Genomic DNA, 20,214 nt, shown 5'->3' with positions numbered 1-20,214 from the left:
GAGCTGCGCCGCGCCCGAGCCCGGCTGGCCGAGGCGGAGGCCGCCGCCGGCGTGGCCCGGGCCAGCGCCAAGGAGGCCCGCTCGGTCGACGACGCGCGGCTGTGGCTGCTGCTGGAGACGATCGGCCAGGCCGCCGTGGGGCTGCGCCGCGAGCTGGCGCTCGACCCGGTGGACAGGCTCCCGGCCGACTTCGTCGCCGACGCGTTCGCCGAGCAGCCGGGCGCCGCCCAGGCCGGCCCGTCAACGCGGGCCCGCGACACCGACGACCCGGCCCGCCTCGACCAGTTGCTCGCGCTGCCGCGGGCGCACCTCGTGGTGGACGGCTACAACGTGACGAAGCGCGGCTTCGGCGAGATGTCGCTGGAGCAGCAGCGCAAGCGGCTGATCACCGGGCTGGGCGGGATCGCCGCGCAGACCGGGGACGAGGTCACAGTCGTCTTCGACGGCGCCGAGCGGATCCACGGCCTGCCACCGGCGCCGCGCGGCGTGCGGGTGCTGTTCTCCCGCAAGGGCGAGACCGCCGACGAGCTGATCCGCCGCCTGGTCCGCGCCGAGCCGGCCGGGCGGCCGGTGGTCGTGGTCTCCTCGGACCGCGAGGTCGCCGACGGGGTACGCCGGCACGGCGCGTACCCGCTGGGCGCCGACTCGCTGCTGCGGCGCCTGGCCCGTTCCTGAGCCTTTCTCCGCGTCGCCCCCCCCGCTTGATCGACTCCAGATCGGGGGAGTGGCGGGGTCGGGCGCGTGCTGATCGCGCCACTTCGGCGTACTGGTTCGTTTTCGCGGCGGCTGCTGCCTCGTTGTCCGGTTCTGTCATACCCGAGCGTTAGCGTCGTGGTGACCGACGGTGGTGGTCCCTTCCCCGAGCGCCACCGGCGACCCGTCAGGAGGCGTTGATGCTGATCGACTGCGACACCTGCGGCAACCGCGGCGCCGGCTGCTCCGGCTGCCTGGTGACCGCACTGCTCGACTCCGACCCGGCCGACCTGGGCCCGGCCGAGCACCGGGCGATCGAGGTGTTCGCGCGGGCCGGATTCGAGGTGGAGGTGCTGCCGTCGGCGCCCGCCGAGGCGCCGGCGCCGATGCCCCGCCGCCCCGGCCGTCGTCGCCGGGTCGCCTGACGCCGCCCGCTGCCCGCCGGTTTCCGCCTGCCGCTGAAGGAGGGCCGCCCCGGGGTGCTCAGGGCGTCCGTCGGGATCACCCCGTCCACCGCTCGCCGATCGGGCCCGTGCCGCCGTCTGCCGCGTCGGCCCACCCTGGCCCGTAGCTGCTCCTCGGTCCCCTGAATCTGGATCCCAGCCACATCTGACCCTCCTTCTCGTCCCCAGCCCGGCAAGCTCTTCCCCGCCCCGGCAAGGGCCATCGATCTTGGAGTTGTGGCGCCCAGGATGTCCGAGTAGCCGTGTTTGTCAGCCGCCACAACTCCAAGATCGGCGCGCGGGTGGGCTGGAGGCCGCGCGCGGGCGGGGCGGGCGGGACCGGCGTGGCGGGCACGGCGGTCCCGCTTGCGCGGCCGGGCAATAGGATGGGCGGTCACGGCGGGAGGGGAGCGGCATGACGCGGACGCGGCACGACGGCGGGGTGGGCCGGTGACCCCGCGCGCCTGGGCGCTGCTGACCCTGGGCGGCCTGGTGGTCGCGCTGCTCGTGGCGGTGGTGCTGCTGGTGCCGTGGAGCCGCCCGCCGGCGCCCCGCGCCGACCAGCTCGCGGCACTGCGTGACCTCCCGGCCGAGCAGGTGACCCGGGGCCGGGCCTTCCACGGCGCGCTGCGCCCGGCGGCCTGGTCGGCGCTGGCGGTCGGGCTGGTGGTGGCGTTGCTGCTCGGGCTGACCCCGCTGGGCGGGCGCCTGGTCGAACTGGTCGGCCGGCCCTTCGGCGGGCACTGGATCGCGCAGGCAGTGCTCGGCGGGCTCGCCGTCATGTTCCTCGCCGACCTGCTCACGCTGCCGTTCGCGGCCTGGCGCCGCACCGTGCTGGTCCGCTACGGGCTGAGCACCCAGAGCTGGGGCGGCTGGGCCGTCGACCTGCTCAAGTCGTACGCGGTCAGCGCGGTGATCGGCGCGCTGGTCCTGCTCGGCTTCTACACGGTGGTGCGGCTCGCCCCGCGCTGGTGGTGGGCGTTCGGCGCGGCCGGCGCGGCGGCCCTTGTGGTGGTGCTGTCGTTCGTGCTGCCGGTGCTGGTCGAGCCGGTGTTCAACCGGTTCACCCCGATGGAGCCGGGTCCGCTGCGCACCGAGCTGACCGCGATGGCCGCCCGGGACGGCGTACCGGTGCGCGACGTGCTCGTCGCCGACGCGTCCCGGCGTACCAGTGCGGTGAACGCGTACGTCTCCGGGCTCGGCCCGACCCGGCGGGTGGTCGTCTACGACACGCTGCTGCGCGAGGCGGAACCGGCCGAGGTGACCAGCGTGGTCGCCCACGAGCTGGGGCACGCCAAGGACCGGGACGTGTGGACCGGCACGGTGCTCGGCGCGCTCGGCGCCGCCGCCGCGGTGGTGGCGCTCTACCTGATCGGCTCGTGGACGCCGCTGCTGCGGCTCGCCGGCGTCGACTCGATCGCCCATCCGCGGGCCTTCCCGCTGCTGATCGCGCTGGTCACGGTCGCCGGGCTGCTCGCCACCCCGGCGCAGGCGCTGGTCTCGCGCCGGATCGAGGCCCGCGCCGACGCCCACGCGCTGGCGCTCACCGGCGACCCGGCGACCTTCGAGGCGATGCAGCGACGACTGGCCGGGGTCAACCTGGCCGACCCGGACCCGCCGCGCTGGGAGCGCCTCTGGTCGGCGACCCACCCGTCCACCGTGGAGCGGATGGCCGCCGCCCGCGCCTACGCCAGGGAGTCCGGCCGATGAGCCGCACCTTGCTGATCACCAACGACTTCCCGCCGCGCCCCGGCGGCATCCAGTCGTTCGTTCACAACCTCGCCGTGCGCCAGCAGCCCGGTTCGGTGGTGGTGTACGCGTCGAGCTGGCGCGGCGCGGAGAAGTTCGACGCCGACCAGCCGTTCGAGGTGGTCCGGGAGCGGACCCGGGTGCTGCTGCCCACCCCGCTGATCGCCCGGCGGGCGGCGCGGCTGGCCCGCGCGTACGACTGCGACACCGTGTGGTTCGGCGCGGCGGCCCCGCTGGGGCTGCTCGCCGCGGGCCTGCGGCGGCGGGCCGGGATCCGCCGGGCGGTGGCGCTGACCCACGGCCACGAGGTCGGCTGGGCGGCGCTCCCAGGCGCCCGGTCGGCGCTGCGCCGGATCGGGCGGGGCGTGGACGTGACCACCTACCTCGGCGAGTACACCCGGGCGCGGCTGGCCCGCGTGCTGGACGGGCTGACCGAGCTGCGCCGGCTCGCGCCCGGCGTGGACGTGGACACCTACCACCCGGACGTAGACGGCGGGCGGGTCCGGTCGCGGCTCGGGCTGGCCGACCGGCCGGTGGTGGTGTGCGTGTCGCGGCTGGTGCCCCGCAAGGGCCAGGACATGCTGATCCGCGCGCTGCCGGAGATCCGCCGCCGGGTGCCCGACGCCGCGCTGCTCGTGGTCGGCGGCGGCCCGTACCGCTCGACGCTGGAGAAGCTGGCCCGGCAGACCGGGCTGGAACGCGACGTGGTCTTCACCGGCTCGGTGCCCTCGGCCGAGCTGCCCGCCCACTACGCGGCCGGCGACGTCTACGCGATGCCGTGCCGCACCCGCAACCGCGGGCTGGACGTGGAGGGCCTCGGCATCGTCTACCTGGAGGCGAGCGCGACCGGGCTGCCGGTGGTGGCCGGAGACTCCGGCGGCGCGCCGGACGCGGTCCGCGAGGGGGAGACCGGGTACGTGGTCGGGGGCCGGGACGTGGCCCAGCTCGCCGACCGGGTCGCCATGCTGCTCGCCGACCGGGACCTGGCCCGGCAGTTCGGCGCCGCCGGCCGCGCCTGGGTGGAGCGGGAGTGGCGCTGGGAGACGCAGGCGCAGCGGATGGCCGCCCTGCTGGCCGGCTGACCGCGTGCCGGCCGGGCCAGGAGCCCGCGTGCCAGCCGGATCAGGGCACCGCGGGCCGGCCCGGTCAGGCGGCGGCCGGGTCAGGCGACGGCAGCGTCAGGAGGCCGCGTCGACGTGGGCGGGCACCCGGCCCAGGTGCGGCGCGGCCGGGCCGGGACGGCCGAAGTGCCAGCCCTGCCCGGCGTCGCAGCCGATCGCGCGCAGCCGGTCGGCCTGGTCGGCCGTCTCCACGCCCTCGGCGGTGACGGTGAGGCCCAGCGCGTGCGCCAGCGACACGAGCGAGGCGAGGATCCGCTCGTCGGTGCCGCTGCCCGGCGCGCGCAGGCCGGTCACGAACTCGCCCGCCACCTTCAGCTCGTCGACCGGCAGGTCCCGCAGGTACGCGAGGTTGCAGTAGCCGGTGCCGAAGTCGTCGATGGCGACCCGGACGCCGAGGTCACCGAGCACCCGCAGGGCGCGCACCGGCTCGACCACGGTGCTCATCATGGTGCTCTCGGTGATCTCCAGTTGCAGCCGCTGCGGCGGCAGGCCGGTGCGCCCGAGCACGCCGCGTACCTCGGTCACCAGGTCGGAGCGGTGCAACTGCCGGACGGCGAGGTTGACGCTGACGAACGGCGCGTCGCCGTCCGCACCCGGCCAGGTGCCCGCCTCGCGGCACGCCTCGGCCAGCACCCAGCTGCCGAGCCGGACGATCAGCCCGGTCTCCTCGGCCAGCGGGATGAAGCTGTCCGGCCGCAGCACACCCAGCTCCGGGTGGCGCCAGCGCACCAGCGCCTCCATGCCGAGCACCCGCCCGTCGCGCAACGACGTCAGCGGCTGGTAGTCGAGGTAGAACTCGCCCCGGTCCAGCGCGGCGGGGATCGCCGCGGACAGCGCGTACCGGGCCAGGTCGCGGCGGTTGCGGTCGGCGTCGAACAGCGACCAGCGGGCCCCGCCGGCGGCCTTGGCCCAGTGCAGCGTGCTGTCGGCCGCGCGCATCAGGTCCATCGGTGAGGTGCCCTCGACCGGGCGCTCCACGATGCCGATGCTCGCGGACACGGTCAGCTCGTGGCCGTCGACGAGCGCCGGCTCCCGTATCGCGGCAAGCGCCGACTCGGCGACCTGCACCGCGTCATCGGTGCCGGCGGTGCGCTCGACCAGGATCACGAACTCGTCGCCGCCGAGCCGGGCCACCAGGTGTTCGCCGAGAGCGCCGTGCAGCCGCTGGGCCACCGTCACCAGCAGCGAGTCGCCGATCTGGTGGCCGAGGGAGTCGTTTACCACCTTGAACCGGTCCAGGTCGAGGAAGCAGACACCGACCCGGTCGGCGCCCCGCCCGGGCGCGGTGATCGCGGCGGTCAGCCGTTCGGTGAACAGCGTGCGGTTCGGCAGGCCGGTGAGCGGGTCGTGGGTGGCCTGGTGCCGGAACCGGGCCTCGCTGTCGCGCAGCGCCCGCTCCGCCTGCGCCCGGGCCATCATGGCGGCCCGGCGGATGGACTCCTGCTCGTCCAGCGTGCGGTCGCGCAGGGCGCGGGCGTACCCGGTGGCGACGGTGGCGAGCAGCCGCGCCATCCGGTCCTCGACGTCGTCGACGACCAGGTCGAGGTCGCGGACCAGGCGCAGCTGGATCACCTCGACGGTGCGGCCCAGCCCTTCCGCGGAGGCGATGTGCGCCTGCACCAGCTCCGCGCCGACCTGCTGGCCGATCCGCAGGTCGAACGGCTCGGCGCGCAGCGCCTGGGCCAGCCGGTCGGTGAGCCGTTGCAGCATCTCCTCCAGCTGCGACTGGGTCATCGGCAGATAGCTGGTGCCGGACACCGCCTTGGCCCAGGCCCGGGCGAACACGCCGGGCCTGCTGCGGGTCGCGTCGTCACCCACCGAGCCGCCCGACCCCGCCCATGAACACGGCCCGTTCGGCGTTCTCCGCCTGGTCGGGGGAGTCCGGCCGCCACTGCGGCACCCACACCACACCCGGGTCGACCAGCTCGAAGCCGTCGAACAGCGCGGTCATCTCGGCCCGGCTGCGGATCCAGAGCTGGCTGTCGGTACGCCGGTAGACCCGCTCCGCCTCGGCCCGCTCGCCGGTGCCGTCGCGGCCCTCCTCGCTGGCCTGGGAGAGCACCAGGTGGCTGCCGGGCGCCAGCGCCCCGCGCAGCGTCCGCAGGATCTCCTCGGGGCGGTCGGCGTCCGGGACGAAGTGCAGCACCGCCACGATCATCACGGCGACCGGCCGGGTGAAGTCCAGCAGCCGGGTGACCTCCGGGTGGGACAGGATCGCCTCCGGGTTGCGCAGGTCCTCCTGCAGCACTGTGGCGTTCTCGTTTCCGGCCAGGATCTCCTGGCTGTGCGCCACCGCCACCGGGTCCACGTCGACGTAGACCACGCGCGACTCCCTGTCGATCCGCTGGGCGATCTCGTGGACGTTGCCGACGGTCGGGATGCCGGAGCCGATGTCGAGGAACTGGCGGATGCCGGCCTGGGCGAGGTACTGCACCGCCCGGCGCAGGAACGCGCGGTTGGCCTGCGCCATCAGCGGCGCCTCCGGCACCGCCTCGACCATCGCGCGGGCGGCCGCCCGGTCGGCCGCGAAGTTGTGCGAGCCGCCGAGGTAGTAGTCGTACATGCGGGCGACGCTGGGGCGCTCGATGTCGATCGTCTCGGGTGCCCAGTCCGGCCGCTGCATGTCCTGCCCCTCGGGTGTCGGCGACACGCGGTCGTCACCGCCGCGCGGATCACCCGGGTATTCTGCCCCTCCGCCGTCGCGCTGCAAAGACCGCCGTCACTGCGCGTCCGGGCGGTCACCGTCAGCGACCAGCCGGGGCCGGAAACGCCGAGAGGCCCGCGTCCGTGGCGGACGGGGCCTCTTCGGCGGTAGGTGTCAGAACTTCGGCGCGTCCGGGGCCTCCAGCAGCCCCAGCCGCAGCGCCGTCATCAGCGCCTGCGCCCGGTTGGCGGCACCCAGCTTCTCGTAGAGCTTGGAGATGTGGGTCTTGGCGGTCGACTCGCTGACGAACAGCTGCTTGGCGATGCCGGCCACGCTCATGCCGTCGGCGAGCAGCCGCAGCACCTGGCCCTCACGGGGGGACAGCTGCGGGCCGGACGGCGCCAGCCGGCGCTTCATCGCCTCGGCCAGGTCGGCCGCGGTGAACGCGCTGGGGGAGGAGGCGGCGTGCCGGGCGGCGGCCACCACCTCGTCGGCCGGGGCGGTCTTCGGCACGAACGCGCTCGCGCCCGCCTCCAGGGCACCGAAGAGCTGGTCGTCACCGGCGTACATGGTGAGCACGACGATGCCCATGGACGCGCTGGACTTGCGCAGGGCGCGGGTGGCCTCCAGGCCGCTGCCGTCGGGCAGGCGGAGGTCCATGATCACCACGTCGGGCTGGAGCGCGCCGGCCTGGCGCACGCCCTCCGCCGCGGTGGCCGCCTCGCCCACGACCTCGAACTGACGGTCGCGCTCGAACGCGTGACGCAGCCCCTTGCGGATGAGGTCGTGGTCGTCGACCAGGAGAACCTTGGTACGGGTGGCCGGTGTCGGACTGCTGGTCATCCTCGGGTTACTCCCCTTCTGCTGCTGCGGCGCTGCCGCGCACCTTATCGCGCCGGGGCGACGAACCGAGCACCACCGCCACAGTCGTCCCACTCGGCTGCCGCGGCCTGATCTCCAACCGGCCTCGGATACGTTCCGCCCTCTCGGCCATGATCGCAAGGCCATAGTGCCCGTCCGGGCGCTGGTCACCGATGCCGTGACCGTCATCCGACACTTCGATTCGGGTGTACGGGGGATCCACCTCGCACGTGACCCACAGGTTCGACGCGCCGGCGTGCTTGCGCGCGTTCGTCACCGCCTCCTGCGCGATGCGCAGCAACTCGGCCTCGGTGGCGGCGGGCAGCCGGGCGGTGGACTCGTCCAGCGACAGGTGCACCCGCAGGCCACCGGAGGCGCCGACGGTGCGGGCGTACTCGGCGATGGCGGCGGCCAGGCCACCGTGCCGGTCCACCTCGCTGCGCAGCTCGAACAGGCTCAGCCGCAGCTCGGTGATCACCCGGGTGACCTCCTGGCGCAGCGTCCGCAGCGAGTCGGCGGTCTCCTCGGCGTCCTCGTGCACGGTGGCGAGCGCGTTGTCGATGCCGTACCCGACCATGACAAGCTCCTGGGCGACCCCGTCGTGGATCTCCCGGGCCAGCCGCTGCCGCTCCTCGTTCGTCGCCAGCGAGCGCACCTCGTCGAAGAGCAGCGCCGCCTCCAGCCGCAGCGCCGCCGGGCCGGTCAGCGCCGTCACCCGGGACACCACCGGCGGCGGGTACGCGGCGGCGGTGTCCGCCTCGATCACCACCAGGCCGACCGTGCGCACGCCCGCCACCAGCGGGACGATCAGCGCGGAGACCTCGCCGGAGTGCCGGGACCGGGCCTGCGAGCGGGCCGAGACGGTCGGCTGCTGGGTGGCCCAGGCGTCGGCGATGGCCGAGTCGGCGTCGAGCGTGGTCTCCCAGTCGACCCGGTCCGCGCCGATCTGCGCGAGCACCACGAGCCGGCCGCCGCCGCTGGCGGACAGCACCGCGCCCCGGTCGGTCTTGGCGACCACCCGCAGCTCCTCCAGCAGGTGCTCGGAGATGCCGCCCGGGTCCAGGGTGGCGCCGGGCAGCTGGCGGGCGACCGTACGGAGCTGGGTGAGCAGGCGGGTCGCCTCGGCGTACGGCTGGGGTTTGCCCTCGCCGCGCACCCGCATGACGCGCTGGAGCGTGCCGGCGGTGTAGAGGCCGAGCCCGGCGAGGATCAGCCACTGCGCGCAGACCGCGAGGTAGCCGACCTGGCCGAGCTGCGGCCCGCCGTCGACCTGGGTGAACGCGGCGCTGGCCAGCAGCGTCGCCGCCGCCACCGCGAGCAGCGCGGCGCCCTCGCGGAAGCGGCGGCTGAGCGCGGTCACGGTGACCGGCACGGCGAGGTACGGCAGCACCGCCGAGGCGCCCAGCCCGCCGGTCACGCCGGAAAGGTGGGTGTCGGCGGCGACCTGGCTGGCGGCCAGCCCGAGCACCACCACCTCGGCGAAGCGGCTGATCGGCGCGAGCAGCCGGTGTTGGGGGGCGAGCACGGCGGGCAGGCCGGCGACGCCCAGCAGGGCGATCCACCAGAGCTGGGTGGCGTCGCGGGTGGCGAACAGGGTCAGGGCGGCGACCAGCGCGAGGAGGACCGCGCGAGCCGCCGCCGCGAGGGGCTGCGTCGACGGCTGGCGGGATGTGGAGGCGGGCACGTGACGGATGGTAGTCAGCCCCGGTAGATCTCGGCGATCTCCGAGGCGTACGTCTTGTGCACGACCTGACGCTTGACCTTCAGCGACGGGGTCAGCTCGCCGGTGGTCTCGGTGAAGTCCTGCGGCAGGATCCGGAACACCTTGATCGCCTCGGCCTTGGACACCGCCTGGTTGGCCTGGTCGATCGCGGACTGCACCTCGGCGCGCAGTGCCGCGTCGTCGCGCAGCTCGGCCATGCTCGTGGTCTCCGGGCGCCCCTGCCCGGCCAGCCACTTCGGCAGCGCCTCCTCGTCGATGGTGACCAGCGCGGCGATGAACGGCTGCCGGTCGCCGACCACCACGCACTGGCTGATCAGCGGGTGCGCCCGTACCTGGTCCTCCAGCACCGCCGGGGCGACGTTCTTGCCGCCGGCGGTCACGATGATCTCCTTCTTCCGGCCGGTGATGCTCAGGTAGCCGTCGTCGTCCAGGTGCCCGAGGTCGCCGGTGCGGAACCAGCCGTCGGTGCTGATCGCCTCGGCGGTGGCCGCGTCGTTGTGCCAGTAGCCCTGGAAGACGATGTCGCCGGCGATCAGGACCTCGCCGTCGTCGTCGATCCGGATGGTGACGCCGGGCAGCGGGCGGCCGACGGTGCCGATCCGGGTGCCGGTGGGCAGGTTGGCGGCGGCGGCCGGCGAGGTCTCGGTGAGGCCGTAGCCCTCGCAGATGGTCACCCCGACGCCGCGGAAGAAGTGCCCGAGCCGCGCGCCCAGCGGCGCGCCGCCCGAGATGGCGTCGCGGCACCGGCCGCCCATCGCCGCCCGCAGCTTGCGGTAGACCAGCTTGTCGAAGAGGGCATGCTGGGCGCGCAGCCCCAGGCCCGGACCGCCGGGCAGTTCCTGCGCCTCGCTCCACGCGATGGCGACCTTCTCCGCGCGGTCGAAGATCTTGCCCTTGCCCTCGGCCTCGGCCTTCTGCCGCGCGCCGTTGTAGACCTTCTCGAAGACCCGGGGTACGGAGAGCACGAACGTCGGCTTGAAGTCCTGCAGCTCGGCGACCAGGTTCTTGGTGTCCGCGCAGTGCGCCATGGTGGCCCGGGCGTGCACCACGCCGACCTGGATGAGCCGGGCGAAGGCGTGCGCGAGCGGCAGGAACAGCAGGGTGGAGGCGCCCTGGCGGAACAGGTTCGGCAGCACCGGCACCGCGTTGGCGATGTCGGAGTAGATGTTGCGGTGGGTCAGCACGCAGCCCTTGGGCCGGCCGGTGGTGCCGCTGGTGTAGATGATCGTGGCGACGTCGTCGGCCTTGAGCAGCGAGCGGCGGGTCTCCACCTCGGCCCGGTCCACCGACGCGCCGGCGGCGACCAGGTCGTCGACGGCGCCCAGGTCGATCTGCCAGACCTCGCGCAGTTCGGGCAGGCGGTCCCGGACGCCCGCGACCATGGTGGCGTGCGCGGTGCTCTCCACCACGACGGCGACGGCGCCGGAGTCGCCGAGGATCCAGGCGGCCTGCTCGGCGCTGGACGTCTCGTAGATCGGCACGGTCACCGCGCCGGCCGCCCAGATCGCGTAGTCGAACAGGGTCCACTCGTAGCGGGTGCGGCTCATCAGGCCGACCCGGTCGCCGGGGGAGACGCCGGCGGCGATCAGGCCCTGCGCCACCGCCACGACCTCGTCGCGGAACTGGCGGCAGGTGACATCCTCACGCGCGTCCGTCCCCGCGCCGGGGCGGACGAACTGCACGGTGTCCGGGGCGACCTCGGCGTTTTCCCAGACCGGGTCGGTCAGGTTGGCCGCGTCGCCGACGGTGACGATCGGCGGGACGGAGAACTCGCGCACCTGCACTCCCTCGTGCTCTACCGGCGGGGGCCGGCCTGGTCGGCTCTGTCGAAACCTACCCGCACACCCCGGGGGGTCTGCCAGGGAGGTTGCCCGCCCGGCTGGTGGGACGCCGTCCGGCGGGTGGAGCGGGACCGGCCGGGAGCCGGCCGGGTAGCCTCCCCCCATGGCGGACTCCTCCACCCAGTCGATCATCATCGGCGCGTCACCGGACCGGGTGGCGGCCGTCATCTGCGACTTCCCGAGCTATCCCGAGTGGGCCGAGGCGGTACGCCGGGCCGAGGTGATCGAGGAGTACGAGGACGGCTACGCCAGCCAGGTCCGGTTCACGCTCGACGCGGGCGTGATGGCCGACGAGTACGTGCTGGCCTACGAGTACGCCGAGGACATCTCCCGGATCGAGTGGCACCTGGTCGCCCCGTCGAAGATGCAGCGCTCCCAGCGCGGGTCGTACGACCTGGTGGGCAACCCGGACGGGACGACCACGGTGACGTACACCCTCGAGGTGGAGCTGTCCGTGGCGATGCTCGGCATGTTCCGCCGCAAGGCCGAGAAAATGATCATGGACGCGGCGTTGAAGCAGCTCAAGCGCCGGGTAGAAGCACCCGGTGCGGCGCAGGAGAACCGACCGTCGTCCCGGTAGTCACGCTGGAGGAGCCGAACCATGGGCACCACTGATCCGGGTTCGGCCCGGGAAGAGGCCGAGCGCCTCGTCGCCACACTGCTCGCCGGCGCGAAGATGGCCGCCGCCGCACCCGGCTCCGGTGCCTGGGGTCCGCTCGGTGGGATCCTCTCCGGTGTCCTCGGTCACACCCCGCCCGGCGCCGGGCCCGCTCCGGAGACGCCCGCGCCCGCCGGTTTCGCCACCGGCTCGCCGGAATGCTGTGTCTGCCCCGTCTGTCGCGGTATCGCCGCCTTGCGCGACCCGAGTCCGGAATTCGCCGAGCGGCTCGCCACGGGCGCCGGGGACCTGGCGGCCGGGGTGGCGAGCCTGCTGCGCGCGTTCACCCCCGCCGAGCCGGCGCGAACCGCCGGCGACGGCACAGCCGCCCCGGACGGATCCGGGGACCACGTGTGGCGCGAGGCGACCCGTACCGGGCATGATTCTCAGCCGGCACCCGAGCAGGACGTGTGGTCCGCCGCCACCCGTGGGGAGGGCGCGGCCGATTCGGGTGCCACCGCCGACGCCGCCGGGCCGCCGGAGCCGGACACGAGCCGGACACCGGCCGGCCGTCCCGTGGTGCCCGCCTCGCGGGCGTCCGGAGAGGTGGGCGCGGACGCACCAGGCGACGGGGCCTGACCACCGGACATCCCGGGACCGTACGGCCGGTTCGGCCGGTCCCCGGGCAGCACAGCAGAGGGGAGTGGCAGCGGTGACGCTGACCATCGGAGTCGACGTCGGTGGCACGAAGGTGGCCGGCGGTGTCGTGGACGACGCCGGCACGGTACTCGTGCAGACGCGACGGGACACCCCCGCCGACGACGTGGCCAAGACCCGCGACGTCATCATCGAGGTGGTCACCGAACTGGCCGCCGGTCACGCCGTGGAGGCGGTCGGCATCGGCGCCGCCGGCTGGATCGACGCCTCCCGCTCCACCGTGCTGTTCGCCCCGAACCTCGCCTGGCGGGACGAGCCGCTGCGCACGTACGTCGGCGACGCCACCGGCCTGCCGGTGATCGTGGAGAACGACGGGAACGTGGCTGCCTGGGCGGAGTTCCGCTACGGCGCGGCCCGCGACGCCGACGACTCGATGGTCATGTTCACCATCGGCACCGGCGTCGGCGGCGGCATCGTGCTCGGCGGTGGCCTGGTCCGCGGCGCCAACGGCATCGCCGCCGAACTGGGCCACATGCTCACCGTGCCGGACGGCCACCAGTGCGGCTGCGGCCGGCTGGGCTGCATCGAGCAGTACGCCAGCGGCAGCGCCCTGGTCCGCTTCGCCCGCGCCGCCGCCCGGCAGGAGCCGCACCGCGCGGCGGCGTTGCTGGAGCTGGCCGGGGGCGAGGCCGAGACGATCACCGGTCCGATGGTGACCGCCGCCGCGAAGGGCGGCGACCCGGTCTCCACCGAGGCGTTCGCCCAGGTCGGCCGCTGGCTCGGCACCAGCCTCGCCGACATGGCGCAGATCCTCGACCCGCAGGTGCTGGTGGTCGGCGGCGGCGTGATCGACGCCGGTGACCTGCTGCTCGGCCCGACCCGGCGGTCGTTCGCCGACGCGCTGGCCCAGCGCAGCCGCCTGCCCGTCGCCGAGGTCCGCCCGGCCGAGCTGGGCAACACCGCCGGCGTGATCGGCGCCGCCGACCTGGCCCGGCGGATCTGACATGACTGATGCGGGTGTGCCGCTGCGGGTCGTGTCGTACAACATCCACAGCCAGCGCGACGACACCGCCGCGCTGGCCGAGGTGGTCCGTGCGGCCGCGCCGGACGTGGTGATCGTCCAGGAGGGACCGCGCCGGTTCCGGTGGCGGCAGAAGACCGCCGCGCTGGCCGAGTCGTTCGGCATGGTGGTGGCGGCCGGTGGCCTGCCGTCGCTGGGCAACGTGCTGCTGACCAGCCTGCGGGTGCGGGTCGTCGACACCAGCTGCCAGCGGTACCCGCTGACGCCGGGACGGCACATGCGCGGCGCCGCCTATGCGCACTGCCGGGTCGGCGGCGTCGACGTGCTGCTGGCCGGCTCGCACCTGTCCACCGACCCGGCCGAGCGGCCCGCCCAGGCGGCGGCGTTCAAGCGCGAGCTGGACGCCTCCACGCTGCCCGTGGTGGCCGGTGCCGACGTCAACGAGGGGCCGGACGGGCCGGCCTGGCAGACGCTCGCCGAAGGGCTCACCGACACGGCGCTCGCCGCCGACCGGGCCGACCGGCACACGTTCTCCTGCGCCGACCCGCGCCGCCGCATCGACGCGCTCTTCGTCGACCCCCGGATCACCGTGGTCGACTACGACGTGGTGGACACCCCGGCGGCCCGCCGGGCCAGTGACCACTTCCCGGTCCTGGTCGACCTGCTGCTGACCACCGCCTGACCGGCACGGACCGCCGGGCCGGTGACGCACCGTCAGGTGCCCGGCGGCCGGCAGGACCACCGCTTCGCCGCCTTTGCTCTGCCGCCATATACGCACCAGCTACCCGCCGTGACCGGCGGGCGCGTCCCGGCCGGACGGCCGCGAGACGTCGGCGCAGCTCCGGGCGATGCTGCGTCAGTGGGTGCAGAGCAAAGGGCGAAAGCGGGTACGCCTCCGGCGCGGCCGGTCCACTCACGCTCGGTGACCGGCCCGGCGGTGACGCTGTGTCAGGGGGACCGGGCGGGTGGGCGGCGCCGGGTCGGGTGGCTGGACAACGGCGGGCATTCTCGGCAGGATTTCGCTCCGACCCGGCACGCGTGCCGCACAAAGGAGAATTCCCGGTGTCCTCCTCCACCGACCTCGGCCGCCCCGATCCGGACCGGACGGACGTCCCGGTCCGCGACGACCGCCCGGTCTCCGACCGGGGTGACACGGTCTGCGTCATCGGCGCCGGCGCCAGCGGCCTGACCGCCGTGAAGAACCTCCGCGAGGCCGGCTTCGGCGTCGACTGCTACGAGCGGGAGACGGGCGTCGGCGGCGCCTGGAACTGGCGGCACGACCGCAGCCCGGTGTACGGCAGCACGCACCTGATCTCGTCCCGGCCGTTCACCCAGTTCCCCGACTTCCCGATGCCCGACGACTGGCCGGACTACCCGCACCACAGCCAGCTGCTGTCCTACTTCGAGCGGTACGCCGACCACTTCGACCTGCGCCAGCACGTCTGGTTCGGCACCGAGGTGGTCCGCGTCGAGCCGGTCGCGGGGGACCGCTGGGACGTGACCACGCGCAGCACCGGCGGCTACGGCCCCGAGCGCACCTCCCGGTACGCCGCCGTGGTGCTCGCCAACGGCCACAACTGGTCGCCCAAGCTGCCCCGCTACGAGGGGCTGGAGGAGTTCCGCGGCGAGGTCATGCACGCCTCGTCCTACAAGGACCCGGCGCAGTTGCGCGGCAAGCGGGTGCTCGTGGTCGGCGCCGGAAACACCGGCTGCGACATCGCGGTCGAGGCGGCGCAGCAGGCGTCGCACTGCTGGCACTCCACCCGCCGCGGCTACTGGTACGCCCCGAAGTACGTCCTCGGCCGCCCCGCCGACCAGGTCAACGACACGCTGCTGGCGCTGCGGGTGCCGCTGCGCGTACGGCAGTGGCTCTACCACTGGACGCTGCGGCTGACCGTCGGCGACCTGACCCGGTTCGGCATGCCGAAGCCGGACCACCGGGTCTACGAGACGCACCCGATCGCCAACAGCCAGCTCGTCTACTACGTCGGCCACGGCGAGATCACCCCGGTGCCGGACGTGGCCCGCTTCGACGACCGCGCGGTGGAGCTGACCGACGGCCGGCGGATCGACCCGGAACTGGTCGTCTTCGCCACCGGCTACCTGCCGCGCTTCGAGTTCCTCAAGGGCCGGGTGCTCGGCGACGAGGACGGCTCCGGGCGGCCCCGGCTGTGGCTCAACGCCTTCACCGCCGGTCACCCCACCCTCGCCGTGGTCGGCCTGGTGCAGCCGGACTCCGGCATCTTCCCGATCTCACACTGGCAGAGCGTGCTGTTCGCCCGGCTGCTCACGCTGCGCGCCACCCGGCCGGAGCGGGCCGCCGCGTTCGACCGCAAGGTCCGGGAAGGACTGGGCGAGCGGTACTCGGCGAAGGTCAAGGACAGCACCCGGCACTGGTTCGAGGTCGGGCACGCCGACTACCTGCGCGCGCTCCAGCGGGCGCTGCACGAGCTGGAGGGCACCAAATGACGGCCGAGCGGGTGCGGGTGGTCCGGTCCTGGGAGTGGGCCCGGCCGGAACGGCCCGCCCGCCGGGAGGTGCTCGCCGCCCTGCCGGAGCGGGAGGAGGCGAAGCCGCCGCTGCTGTTCGTGCCCGGGTTCGGGCACGGCGCGTGGGCCTTCGCCGAGCACTGGCTGGGGCACGCCGCCGGTCGCGGCTTCCCGGCGTACGCGCTGAGCCTGCGCGGGCACGGCGAAAGCGAGCCGGCGCCGGAGGCGACGCTGCGGTCGTACACCCATGACGTGACGCAGGTGGCGGCGAGCCTGCCGCGGCAGGCGGTGCTGGTGGGGCACGGCGCCGGCGCCCGGGTCGTGGCACACGCGATGGCCCGCTACCCGGCGCGGGCCGCGGTGCTGGTGGCGCCGGTGCTCGGCGGATGGGCGACCTTCGGCACGGCGTTGCGGCGCAACCCGGTCGGCACGGTGCCTGCGGTCTTCGGCGCCGGGCTGCGGCTCAACCGGCGGCAGTTGTTCAGCCGGGAGTTGCCGGACGCCGACGCGCGGCGGCACCTGGCCCGGCTTGGCCGGGCCGGGCGGCGGGCGCAGTGGCAGCTGCTGACCGGCCGGTCCCCGGAACCGGCGGTGGGCCGCCCACCGGTGCTGGTGCTCGGCAGCCCGGACGACCGGGTGCTGCCGGCGACGGCGCTGACCAGGGCCGCCCGGCGGTACGCCTCGGCGCCGCTGCTGTTCCCCGGCATGGGACACGACCTGATGCTCGACGCCCGCTGGCGGGAGCCGATCGACGCGATCCTGGACTGGCTGGACAAGGACCCGGCACCCGCCCAGGGGTGAGCGCCGGGGGCTCGGGTCACCTGGCGGCGGGGCGGCGGCCGACGAGCGTCCCGCTCTCCTCCAGCGCGCTGAGGTAGGACGCCGCCCAGGCGTGGATGTCGTTGTGGGCCAGGTGGTCGCGCATCGCGCGCATCCGGGCCTCGACGTCCTCCGGGCCGGCGCGCAGCGCGGCCAGCAGCCCCTGCTTGAGGCCGTCGAGGTCGTGCGGGTTGACCAGGTACGCCTGCTCCAGTTCGGAGGCGGCGCCGGCGAACTCGCTCAGCAGCAGCGCGCCGGTGCCGTCGACCCGGGCCGCCACGTACTCCTTCGCTACCAGGTTCATGCCGTCGCGCAGCGGCGTCACCGCCATCACGTCCGCGACCCGGTAGAGCGCCACCAGTTCGGCGCGGTCGAACGGCTGGGTGAGGTAGTGGATCGCGGGCTCGCCGACCCGGCCGAACTCGCCGTTGATCCGGCCGACCTGGTGCTCCACCCGGTCGCGCAGGATCTGGTACTGCGCCACCCGGTCGCGGCTGGGCACCGCCACCTGGACCAGCACCGTGTCCCGGACCTTGATGTCGCCGTTGGCGAGCAGCTCCCGGTACGCCTTGAGCCGCTGCTCGATGCCCTTCGTGTAGTCCATCCGGTCGACGCTGAGGATCACGTGCTCGGGCCGGCCGAGGTCCTGCCGCAGCCGGCGGGCCCGCTCGGCGACCTCGGGGCGGGCGGCGAGCGCGGACACCTCGGCGGTGTCGATGGCGACCGGGAAGGCGCCGATGCGCACCACCCGGCCGTCCACGCCGATCCGCCGGTCGGTGGCGGGCAGACCGAGCACCTTGGTGGCGAGCTGGGCGAAGTTGTGCGCGGCCTGGGCCCGCTGGAAGCCGACCAGGTCGGCGCCGAGCATGCCGCGCAGCAGCTCGGCGCGGCGGGGCAGCTGCATGAACAGTTCCGGCGGCGGGAACGGCACGTGCAGGAAGAACCCGATCCGCAGGTCGGGGCGCAGCTCGCGGAGCAGGCCGGGCACCAGCTGGAGGTGGTAGTCCTGCACCCAGACCAGGCCGCCCGGCTCGGCCACCTGGGCCGCGGCCTCGGCGAACCGCTGGTTGACCCGCTGGTACGCCTCCCACCAGCGGCGGTGGTACTCCGGCTGCTCGACGGCGTCGTGGTAGAGCGGCCAGAGGGTGGCGTTGGCGAAGCCCTCGTAGTGGTCGCGGAAGTCCTCGGCGCTCAACGGCACGGTGTGCATGCGCACGCCGTCCACGTCCGGCAACTCGGGCGCGGGACCGGTGCCGCCGGCCCAGCCCACCCAGGTCGCGGGTGTCTGCCGCAGCAGCGGGTGCAGGGCGCTCACCAGGCCGCCGGGGCTGCGGCGCCACTCGAAGGCGCCGTCGGGCGCCACACTGTCGTCGATGGGGAGGCGGTTGGCCACCACCACGAGGGGGCTCTGTCGCATCTCGGGCAATCCGCTCAGCAGGGGACCGGCGACCCGGAAGGAGACGCAAGCCGGACAGCCGGTGCGGGACGTGACGTTCAGCCTATTCCTACTGACTGTAAGTTACACGCTTGTTACGCGCCGGCCCAGGGCGGGCGGCGTCCCGGCATCCGGGCAGCGCCCGGCGGTGCGGTGTCAGACGACCGCGCCGTCGTCCGGGTCGTGGTCGTCCCGGTCGCCCGGACGCAGCCGCCAGATCAGCATCACGAAACCGGCCAGGATGCCGGTGAAGCCGAGCAGCGTGACCACCGACGGGTCGACCAGCGACACCACGGTGGGGGACAGGAACAGCAGGAAGCCGAGCACGATGCAGGCCACGCCGAGCACCGCGTACTTGGAGAAGCGGGGCAGCGGTGGCGGCGGGGGCGGGGTGTAGTGATCCTCGTCCGACGCCTCGTCGGGCAGGTTCGCGCCGAACGTGTCCAGGCCGTCGAGCAGCGAGGCCTCGTCGTGGCGGTCCCGGCTGAGCGAGACGCCGGAGACGTCGGCGGCGTACGGCAGCCGGCGCACGTCGGTGGCGGTCGGCCCGGCGGGCTCCTCGGCCCGGCCGCCCGCGGCGGTGCCCGGCGCGGGCGGGTCGTCCACGTCCTCGGCGGCGGGCCAGGGGTGGCTGCCGGCGCTCGGCGTGGTGTGGAAACCGGCGACGATCTTCGCCCACTCGGCCTCGATGTCCGGCTCGTCGGCGCGCGGCGGGTCACCCGCGCCCTCGTCGGCGAGCTGGGTCAGGTAGTCGCGGGCGGTGGTCAGGTGCGACCTGTCGACGTAGAGCCGGTCGACCGGGCGGGCCGGGACGGTGGTGGTGCGGGTCACCGGGTTCAGGTCGGCGGAGGGCTGGAGGTAGGCCGCGATGCCACCGGCGGCGAGCACGTCGAGCAGGTGCTCGCCGACGCGTGGATCGACGTCGCCCGCGACCGCGTACTCGGCCGCGTCGAGCCCGTTGTCCCGTCGTCCCCGACGGGGCCCGCCCCCTGACACCGGACACCCCCTTCGCCGTTCCCTGCCCGTGCCCTGAATCGTGACACGTCGGCACCCGGTTCCGGGAGTGCGTTGTGGCGTGCCGCTCGTCGTTCGTACCCTCTTCCCGGACTCCCGTGGGCGCCGCCGGCGCCCGCGGGGCCGCGCGGCGACCCGTCCGCCGCCACCGACACGGGAAGGACGCCGGTGCTGTACTGGCTGCTGAAGTACGTCGTTCTCGGCCCGTTGCTGAGGCTGATCTTCCGTCCGCGGGTGGAAGGGCTGGAGCACGTTCCAGCCACCGGCCCGGTGATCCTGGCCAGCAACCACCTCTCCTTCTCGGATTCGATCTTCACACCGCTGATCGTCAAGCGAAAAGTCACCTTCATCGCGAAAGCCGAATACTTCACCGGTAAGGGCCTCAAGGGCCGGCTCACCAAGATGTTCTTCGTCGGCTCCGGCACCATCCCGGTCGACCGCTCCGGCGGGCGGGCCGCCCGCGCCGCCCTCGACACCCAGCTCTCCGTGCTGCGCGCCGGTGGCATCGCCGGGATCTACCCGGAGGGCACCCGCTCGCCGGACGGCCGGCTCTACCGGGGCAAGACCGGCGTGGCGCGGCTGGCGCTGGAAAGCGGCGCCCCGGTCGTGCCGATGGCCATGCTCAACTCCGACGCGATCCAGCCCACCGGCCAGATCATCCCGAACCTGGGCCGGGTGCGGATCCGCTTCGGGCCGCCGCTGGACTTCTCCCGCTACGCCGGGATGGCCGGCGACCGGTTCGTCGAGCGGGCGGTCACCGACGAGATCATGTACGAGCTGATGGAGCTGTCCGGCCGCGAGTACGTCGACACGTACGCGCAGAAGGCCAAGAGCGTCGTGGCACGGCAGCCGGTCCCGGCCTGACCCTCAGCCCGCCCCGGCGATCCGGAGCAACCCTCCGGCGGCGTGCCGGCCGGCGAACGCGCGTACCCGGTCCAGCGTCGCCGCCGCGGCCGGCGGATCCGCCTCGGTGAGCGGCCCGACCGCCAGCGCGGACGCGATCATCTGGTCGGTGACGTCGGTCATCTCGGTGTACCCCTCGGCCGCGGCGGTGAGCAGCCGGCCCGCCCGCGCGGCGTCGCCGTCGCCCCGGGCCAGCGCCGCCT

19 protein-coding genes are annotated in these 20,214 nt (G+C 74.4%); 11 read left to right on the top strand and 8 right to left on the bottom strand.

The annotated features are described in order from the left end of the window. The 4 genes from AC2CHG_RS20440 to AC2CHG_RS20425 form a co-directional block, all read left to right on the top strand. A partial coding sequence (locus AC2CHG_RS20440) for an NYN domain-containing protein (RefSeq protein ID WP_484525354.1) occupies positions 1-675 on the top strand: 675 nt, incomplete at its 5' end. A gap of 218 nt (positions 676-893) precedes the next feature. Beyond that, on the top strand, positions 894-1,118 hold the full coding sequence (locus AC2CHG_RS20435; RefSeq protein WP_366625601.1) for a hypothetical protein: 225 nt from the start codon (positions 894-896) through the stop codon (positions 1,116-1,118). Between the two features lie 468 nt (positions 1,119-1,586). Then, complete coding sequence (locus AC2CHG_RS20430; RefSeq protein ID WP_357210277.1) at positions 1,587-2,846, top strand: M48 family metallopeptidase; 1,260 nt, start codon at positions 1,587-1,589, stop codon at positions 2,844-2,846. Further along, positions 2,843-3,967: a glycosyltransferase family 4 protein gene (locus AC2CHG_RS20425; protein ID WP_355512747.1), complete on the top strand. Its 1,125-nt coding sequence runs from the start codon at positions 2,843-2,845 to the stop codon at positions 3,965-3,967. The genes AC2CHG_RS20430 and AC2CHG_RS20425 overlap by 4 nt, the downstream gene beginning before the upstream one ends. A gap of 96 nt (positions 3,968-4,063) precedes the next feature. Here AC2CHG_RS20425 and AC2CHG_RS20420 read toward each other — a convergent pair whose 3' ends face one another. The 5 genes from AC2CHG_RS20420 to AC2CHG_RS20400 form a co-directional block, all read right to left on the bottom strand. Continuing rightward, positions 4,064-5,740 (bottom strand): putative bifunctional diguanylate cyclase/phosphodiesterase, encoded by a 1,677-nt coding sequence (locus AC2CHG_RS20420; protein WP_355512780.1) that lies wholly within the window; start codon positions 5,738-5,740, stop codon positions 4,064-4,066. Positions 5,741-5,816: 76 nt separating this feature from the next. Next, positions 5,817-6,629, bottom strand: coding sequence for an SAM-dependent methyltransferase (locus AC2CHG_RS20415; RefSeq protein ID WP_355512778.1), 813 nt, complete (start codon positions 6,627-6,629; stop codon positions 5,817-5,819). A 195-nt stretch (positions 6,630-6,824) separates the two neighbouring features. Beyond that, positions 6,825-7,493, bottom strand: coding sequence for a response regulator transcription factor (locus AC2CHG_RS20410; protein ID WP_013287678.1), 669 nt, complete (start codon positions 7,491-7,493; stop codon positions 6,825-6,827). A gap of 7 nt (positions 7,494-7,500) precedes the next feature. Further along, on the bottom strand, positions 7,501-9,195 hold the full coding sequence (locus AC2CHG_RS20405) for a sensor histidine kinase (protein WP_355512745.1): 1,695 nt from the start codon (positions 9,193-9,195) through the stop codon (positions 7,501-7,503). Between the two features lie 14 nt (positions 9,196-9,209). Continuing rightward, positions 9,210-11,012 carry an AMP-dependent synthetase/ligase gene (locus AC2CHG_RS20400; protein WP_355512743.1) on the bottom strand — a complete coding sequence of 601 codons (1,803 nt, stop codon included), beginning with the start codon at positions 11,010-11,012 and terminating at the stop codon, positions 9,210-9,212. A gap of 166 nt (positions 11,013-11,178) precedes the next feature. On the opposite strand from AC2CHG_RS20400, the gene AC2CHG_RS20395 reads away from it, so the two are divergent. The 6 genes from AC2CHG_RS20395 (at position 11,179) to AC2CHG_RS20370 (ending at position 16,641) form a co-directional block, all read left to right on the top strand. After that, entirely contained in the window at positions 11,179-11,655 is a 477-nt protein-coding gene (locus AC2CHG_RS20395) for an SRPBCC family protein (RefSeq protein ID WP_194801172.1), read from the top strand. 21 nt (positions 11,656-11,676) lie between these two features. After that, positions 11,677-12,312 (top strand): hypothetical protein, encoded by a 636-nt coding sequence (locus tag AC2CHG_RS20390; protein ID WP_194801173.1) that lies wholly within the window; start codon positions 11,677-11,679, stop codon positions 12,310-12,312. A 73-nt stretch (positions 12,313-12,385) separates the two neighbouring features. Continuing rightward, complete coding sequence (locus AC2CHG_RS20385) at positions 12,386-13,333, top strand: ROK family glucokinase (protein ID WP_013287673.1); 948 nt, start codon at positions 12,386-12,388, stop codon at positions 13,331-13,333. A 1-nt stretch (position 13,334) separates the two neighbouring features. Further along, positions 13,335-14,033, top strand: a complete 699-nt coding sequence (locus tag AC2CHG_RS20380; protein WP_484525353.1) for an endonuclease/exonuclease/phosphatase family protein — start codon at positions 13,335-13,337, stop codon at positions 14,031-14,033. Between the two features lie 380 nt (positions 14,034-14,413). Next, complete coding sequence (locus AC2CHG_RS20375; RefSeq protein WP_484525352.1) at positions 14,414-15,820, top strand: flavin-containing monooxygenase; 1,407 nt, start codon at positions 14,414-14,416, stop codon at positions 15,818-15,820. After that, positions 15,817-16,641 carry an alpha/beta hydrolase gene (locus tag AC2CHG_RS20370; protein ID WP_402811263.1) on the top strand — a complete coding sequence of 275 codons (825 nt, stop codon included), beginning with the start codon at positions 15,817-15,819 and terminating at the stop codon, positions 16,639-16,641. Before AC2CHG_RS20375 ends, AC2CHG_RS20370 begins: the two co-directional genes overlap by 4 nt. A 16-nt stretch (positions 16,642-16,657) precedes the next feature. Here the strand turns inward: AC2CHG_RS20370 and AC2CHG_RS20365 are convergent, their stop codons facing one another. Further along, positions 16,658-18,076 carry an alpha,alpha-trehalose-phosphate synthase (UDP-forming) gene (locus AC2CHG_RS20365; RefSeq protein ID WP_194801177.1) on the bottom strand — a complete coding sequence of 473 codons (1,419 nt, stop codon included), beginning with the start codon at positions 18,074-18,076 and terminating at the stop codon, positions 16,658-16,660. 174 nt (positions 18,077-18,250) lie between these two features. After that, entirely contained in the window at positions 18,251-19,090 is an 840-nt protein-coding gene (locus AC2CHG_RS20360) for a DUF308 domain-containing protein (protein ID WP_402811261.1), read from the bottom strand. Positions 19,091-19,276: 186 nt separating this feature from the next. Between AC2CHG_RS20360 and AC2CHG_RS20355 the strand changes: the two genes are divergently transcribed. Further along, positions 19,277-19,972, top strand: coding sequence for a lysophospholipid acyltransferase family protein (locus tag AC2CHG_RS20355; protein ID WP_366625613.1), 696 nt, complete (start codon positions 19,277-19,279; stop codon positions 19,970-19,972). Between the two features lie 3 nt (positions 19,973-19,975). Here the strand turns inward: AC2CHG_RS20355 and AC2CHG_RS20350 are convergent. Beyond that, positions 19,976-20,214 (bottom strand): hypothetical protein (locus AC2CHG_RS20350; protein WP_484525351.1); only part of this gene is annotated, 239 nt, incomplete at its 5' end.

Source organism: Micromonospora sp. ATLC20 (assembly GCF_057196585.1).
This window is presented reverse-complemented; position numbering and strand designations above follow the sequence as displayed.

Excerpts from the sequence above, each read along its gene's own strand:
- AC2CHG_RS20435 (WP_366625601.1), top strand. The coding sequence starts at position 894 with ATGCTGATCGACTGCGACACCTGCGGCAACCGCGGCGCCGGCTGCTCC.
- AC2CHG_RS20425 (WP_355512747.1), top strand. The coding sequence starts at position 2,843 with ATGAGCCGCACCTTGCTGATCACCAACGACTTCCCGCCGCGCCCCGGC.
- AC2CHG_RS20420 (WP_355512780.1), bottom strand. The coding sequence starts at position 5,740 with ATGACCCAGTCGCAGCTGGAGGAGATGCTGCAACGGCTCACCGACCGG.
- AC2CHG_RS20415 (WP_355512778.1), bottom strand. The coding sequence starts at position 6,629 with ATGCAGCGGCCGGACTGGGCACCCGAGACGATCGACATCGAGCGCCCC.
- AC2CHG_RS20410 (WP_013287678.1), bottom strand. The coding sequence starts at position 7,493 with ATGACCAGCAGTCCGACACCGGCCACCCGTACCAAGGTTCTCCTGGTC.
- AC2CHG_RS20395 (WP_194801172.1), top strand. The coding sequence starts at position 11,179 with ATGGCGGACTCCTCCACCCAGTCGATCATCATCGGCGCGTCACCGGAC.
- AC2CHG_RS20390 (WP_194801173.1), top strand. The coding sequence starts at position 11,677 with ATGGGCACCACTGATCCGGGTTCGGCCCGGGAAGAGGCCGAGCGCCTC.
- AC2CHG_RS20380 (WP_484525353.1), top strand. The coding sequence starts at position 13,335 with ATGACTGATGCGGGTGTGCCGCTGCGGGTCGTGTCGTACAACATCCAC.
- AC2CHG_RS20370 (WP_402811263.1), top strand. The coding sequence starts at position 15,817 with ATGACGGCCGAGCGGGTGCGGGTGGTCCGGTCCTGGGAGTGGGCCCGG.
- AC2CHG_RS20365 (WP_194801177.1), bottom strand. The coding sequence starts at position 18,076 with ATGCGACAGAGCCCCCTCGTGGTGGTGGCCAACCGCCTCCCCATCGAC.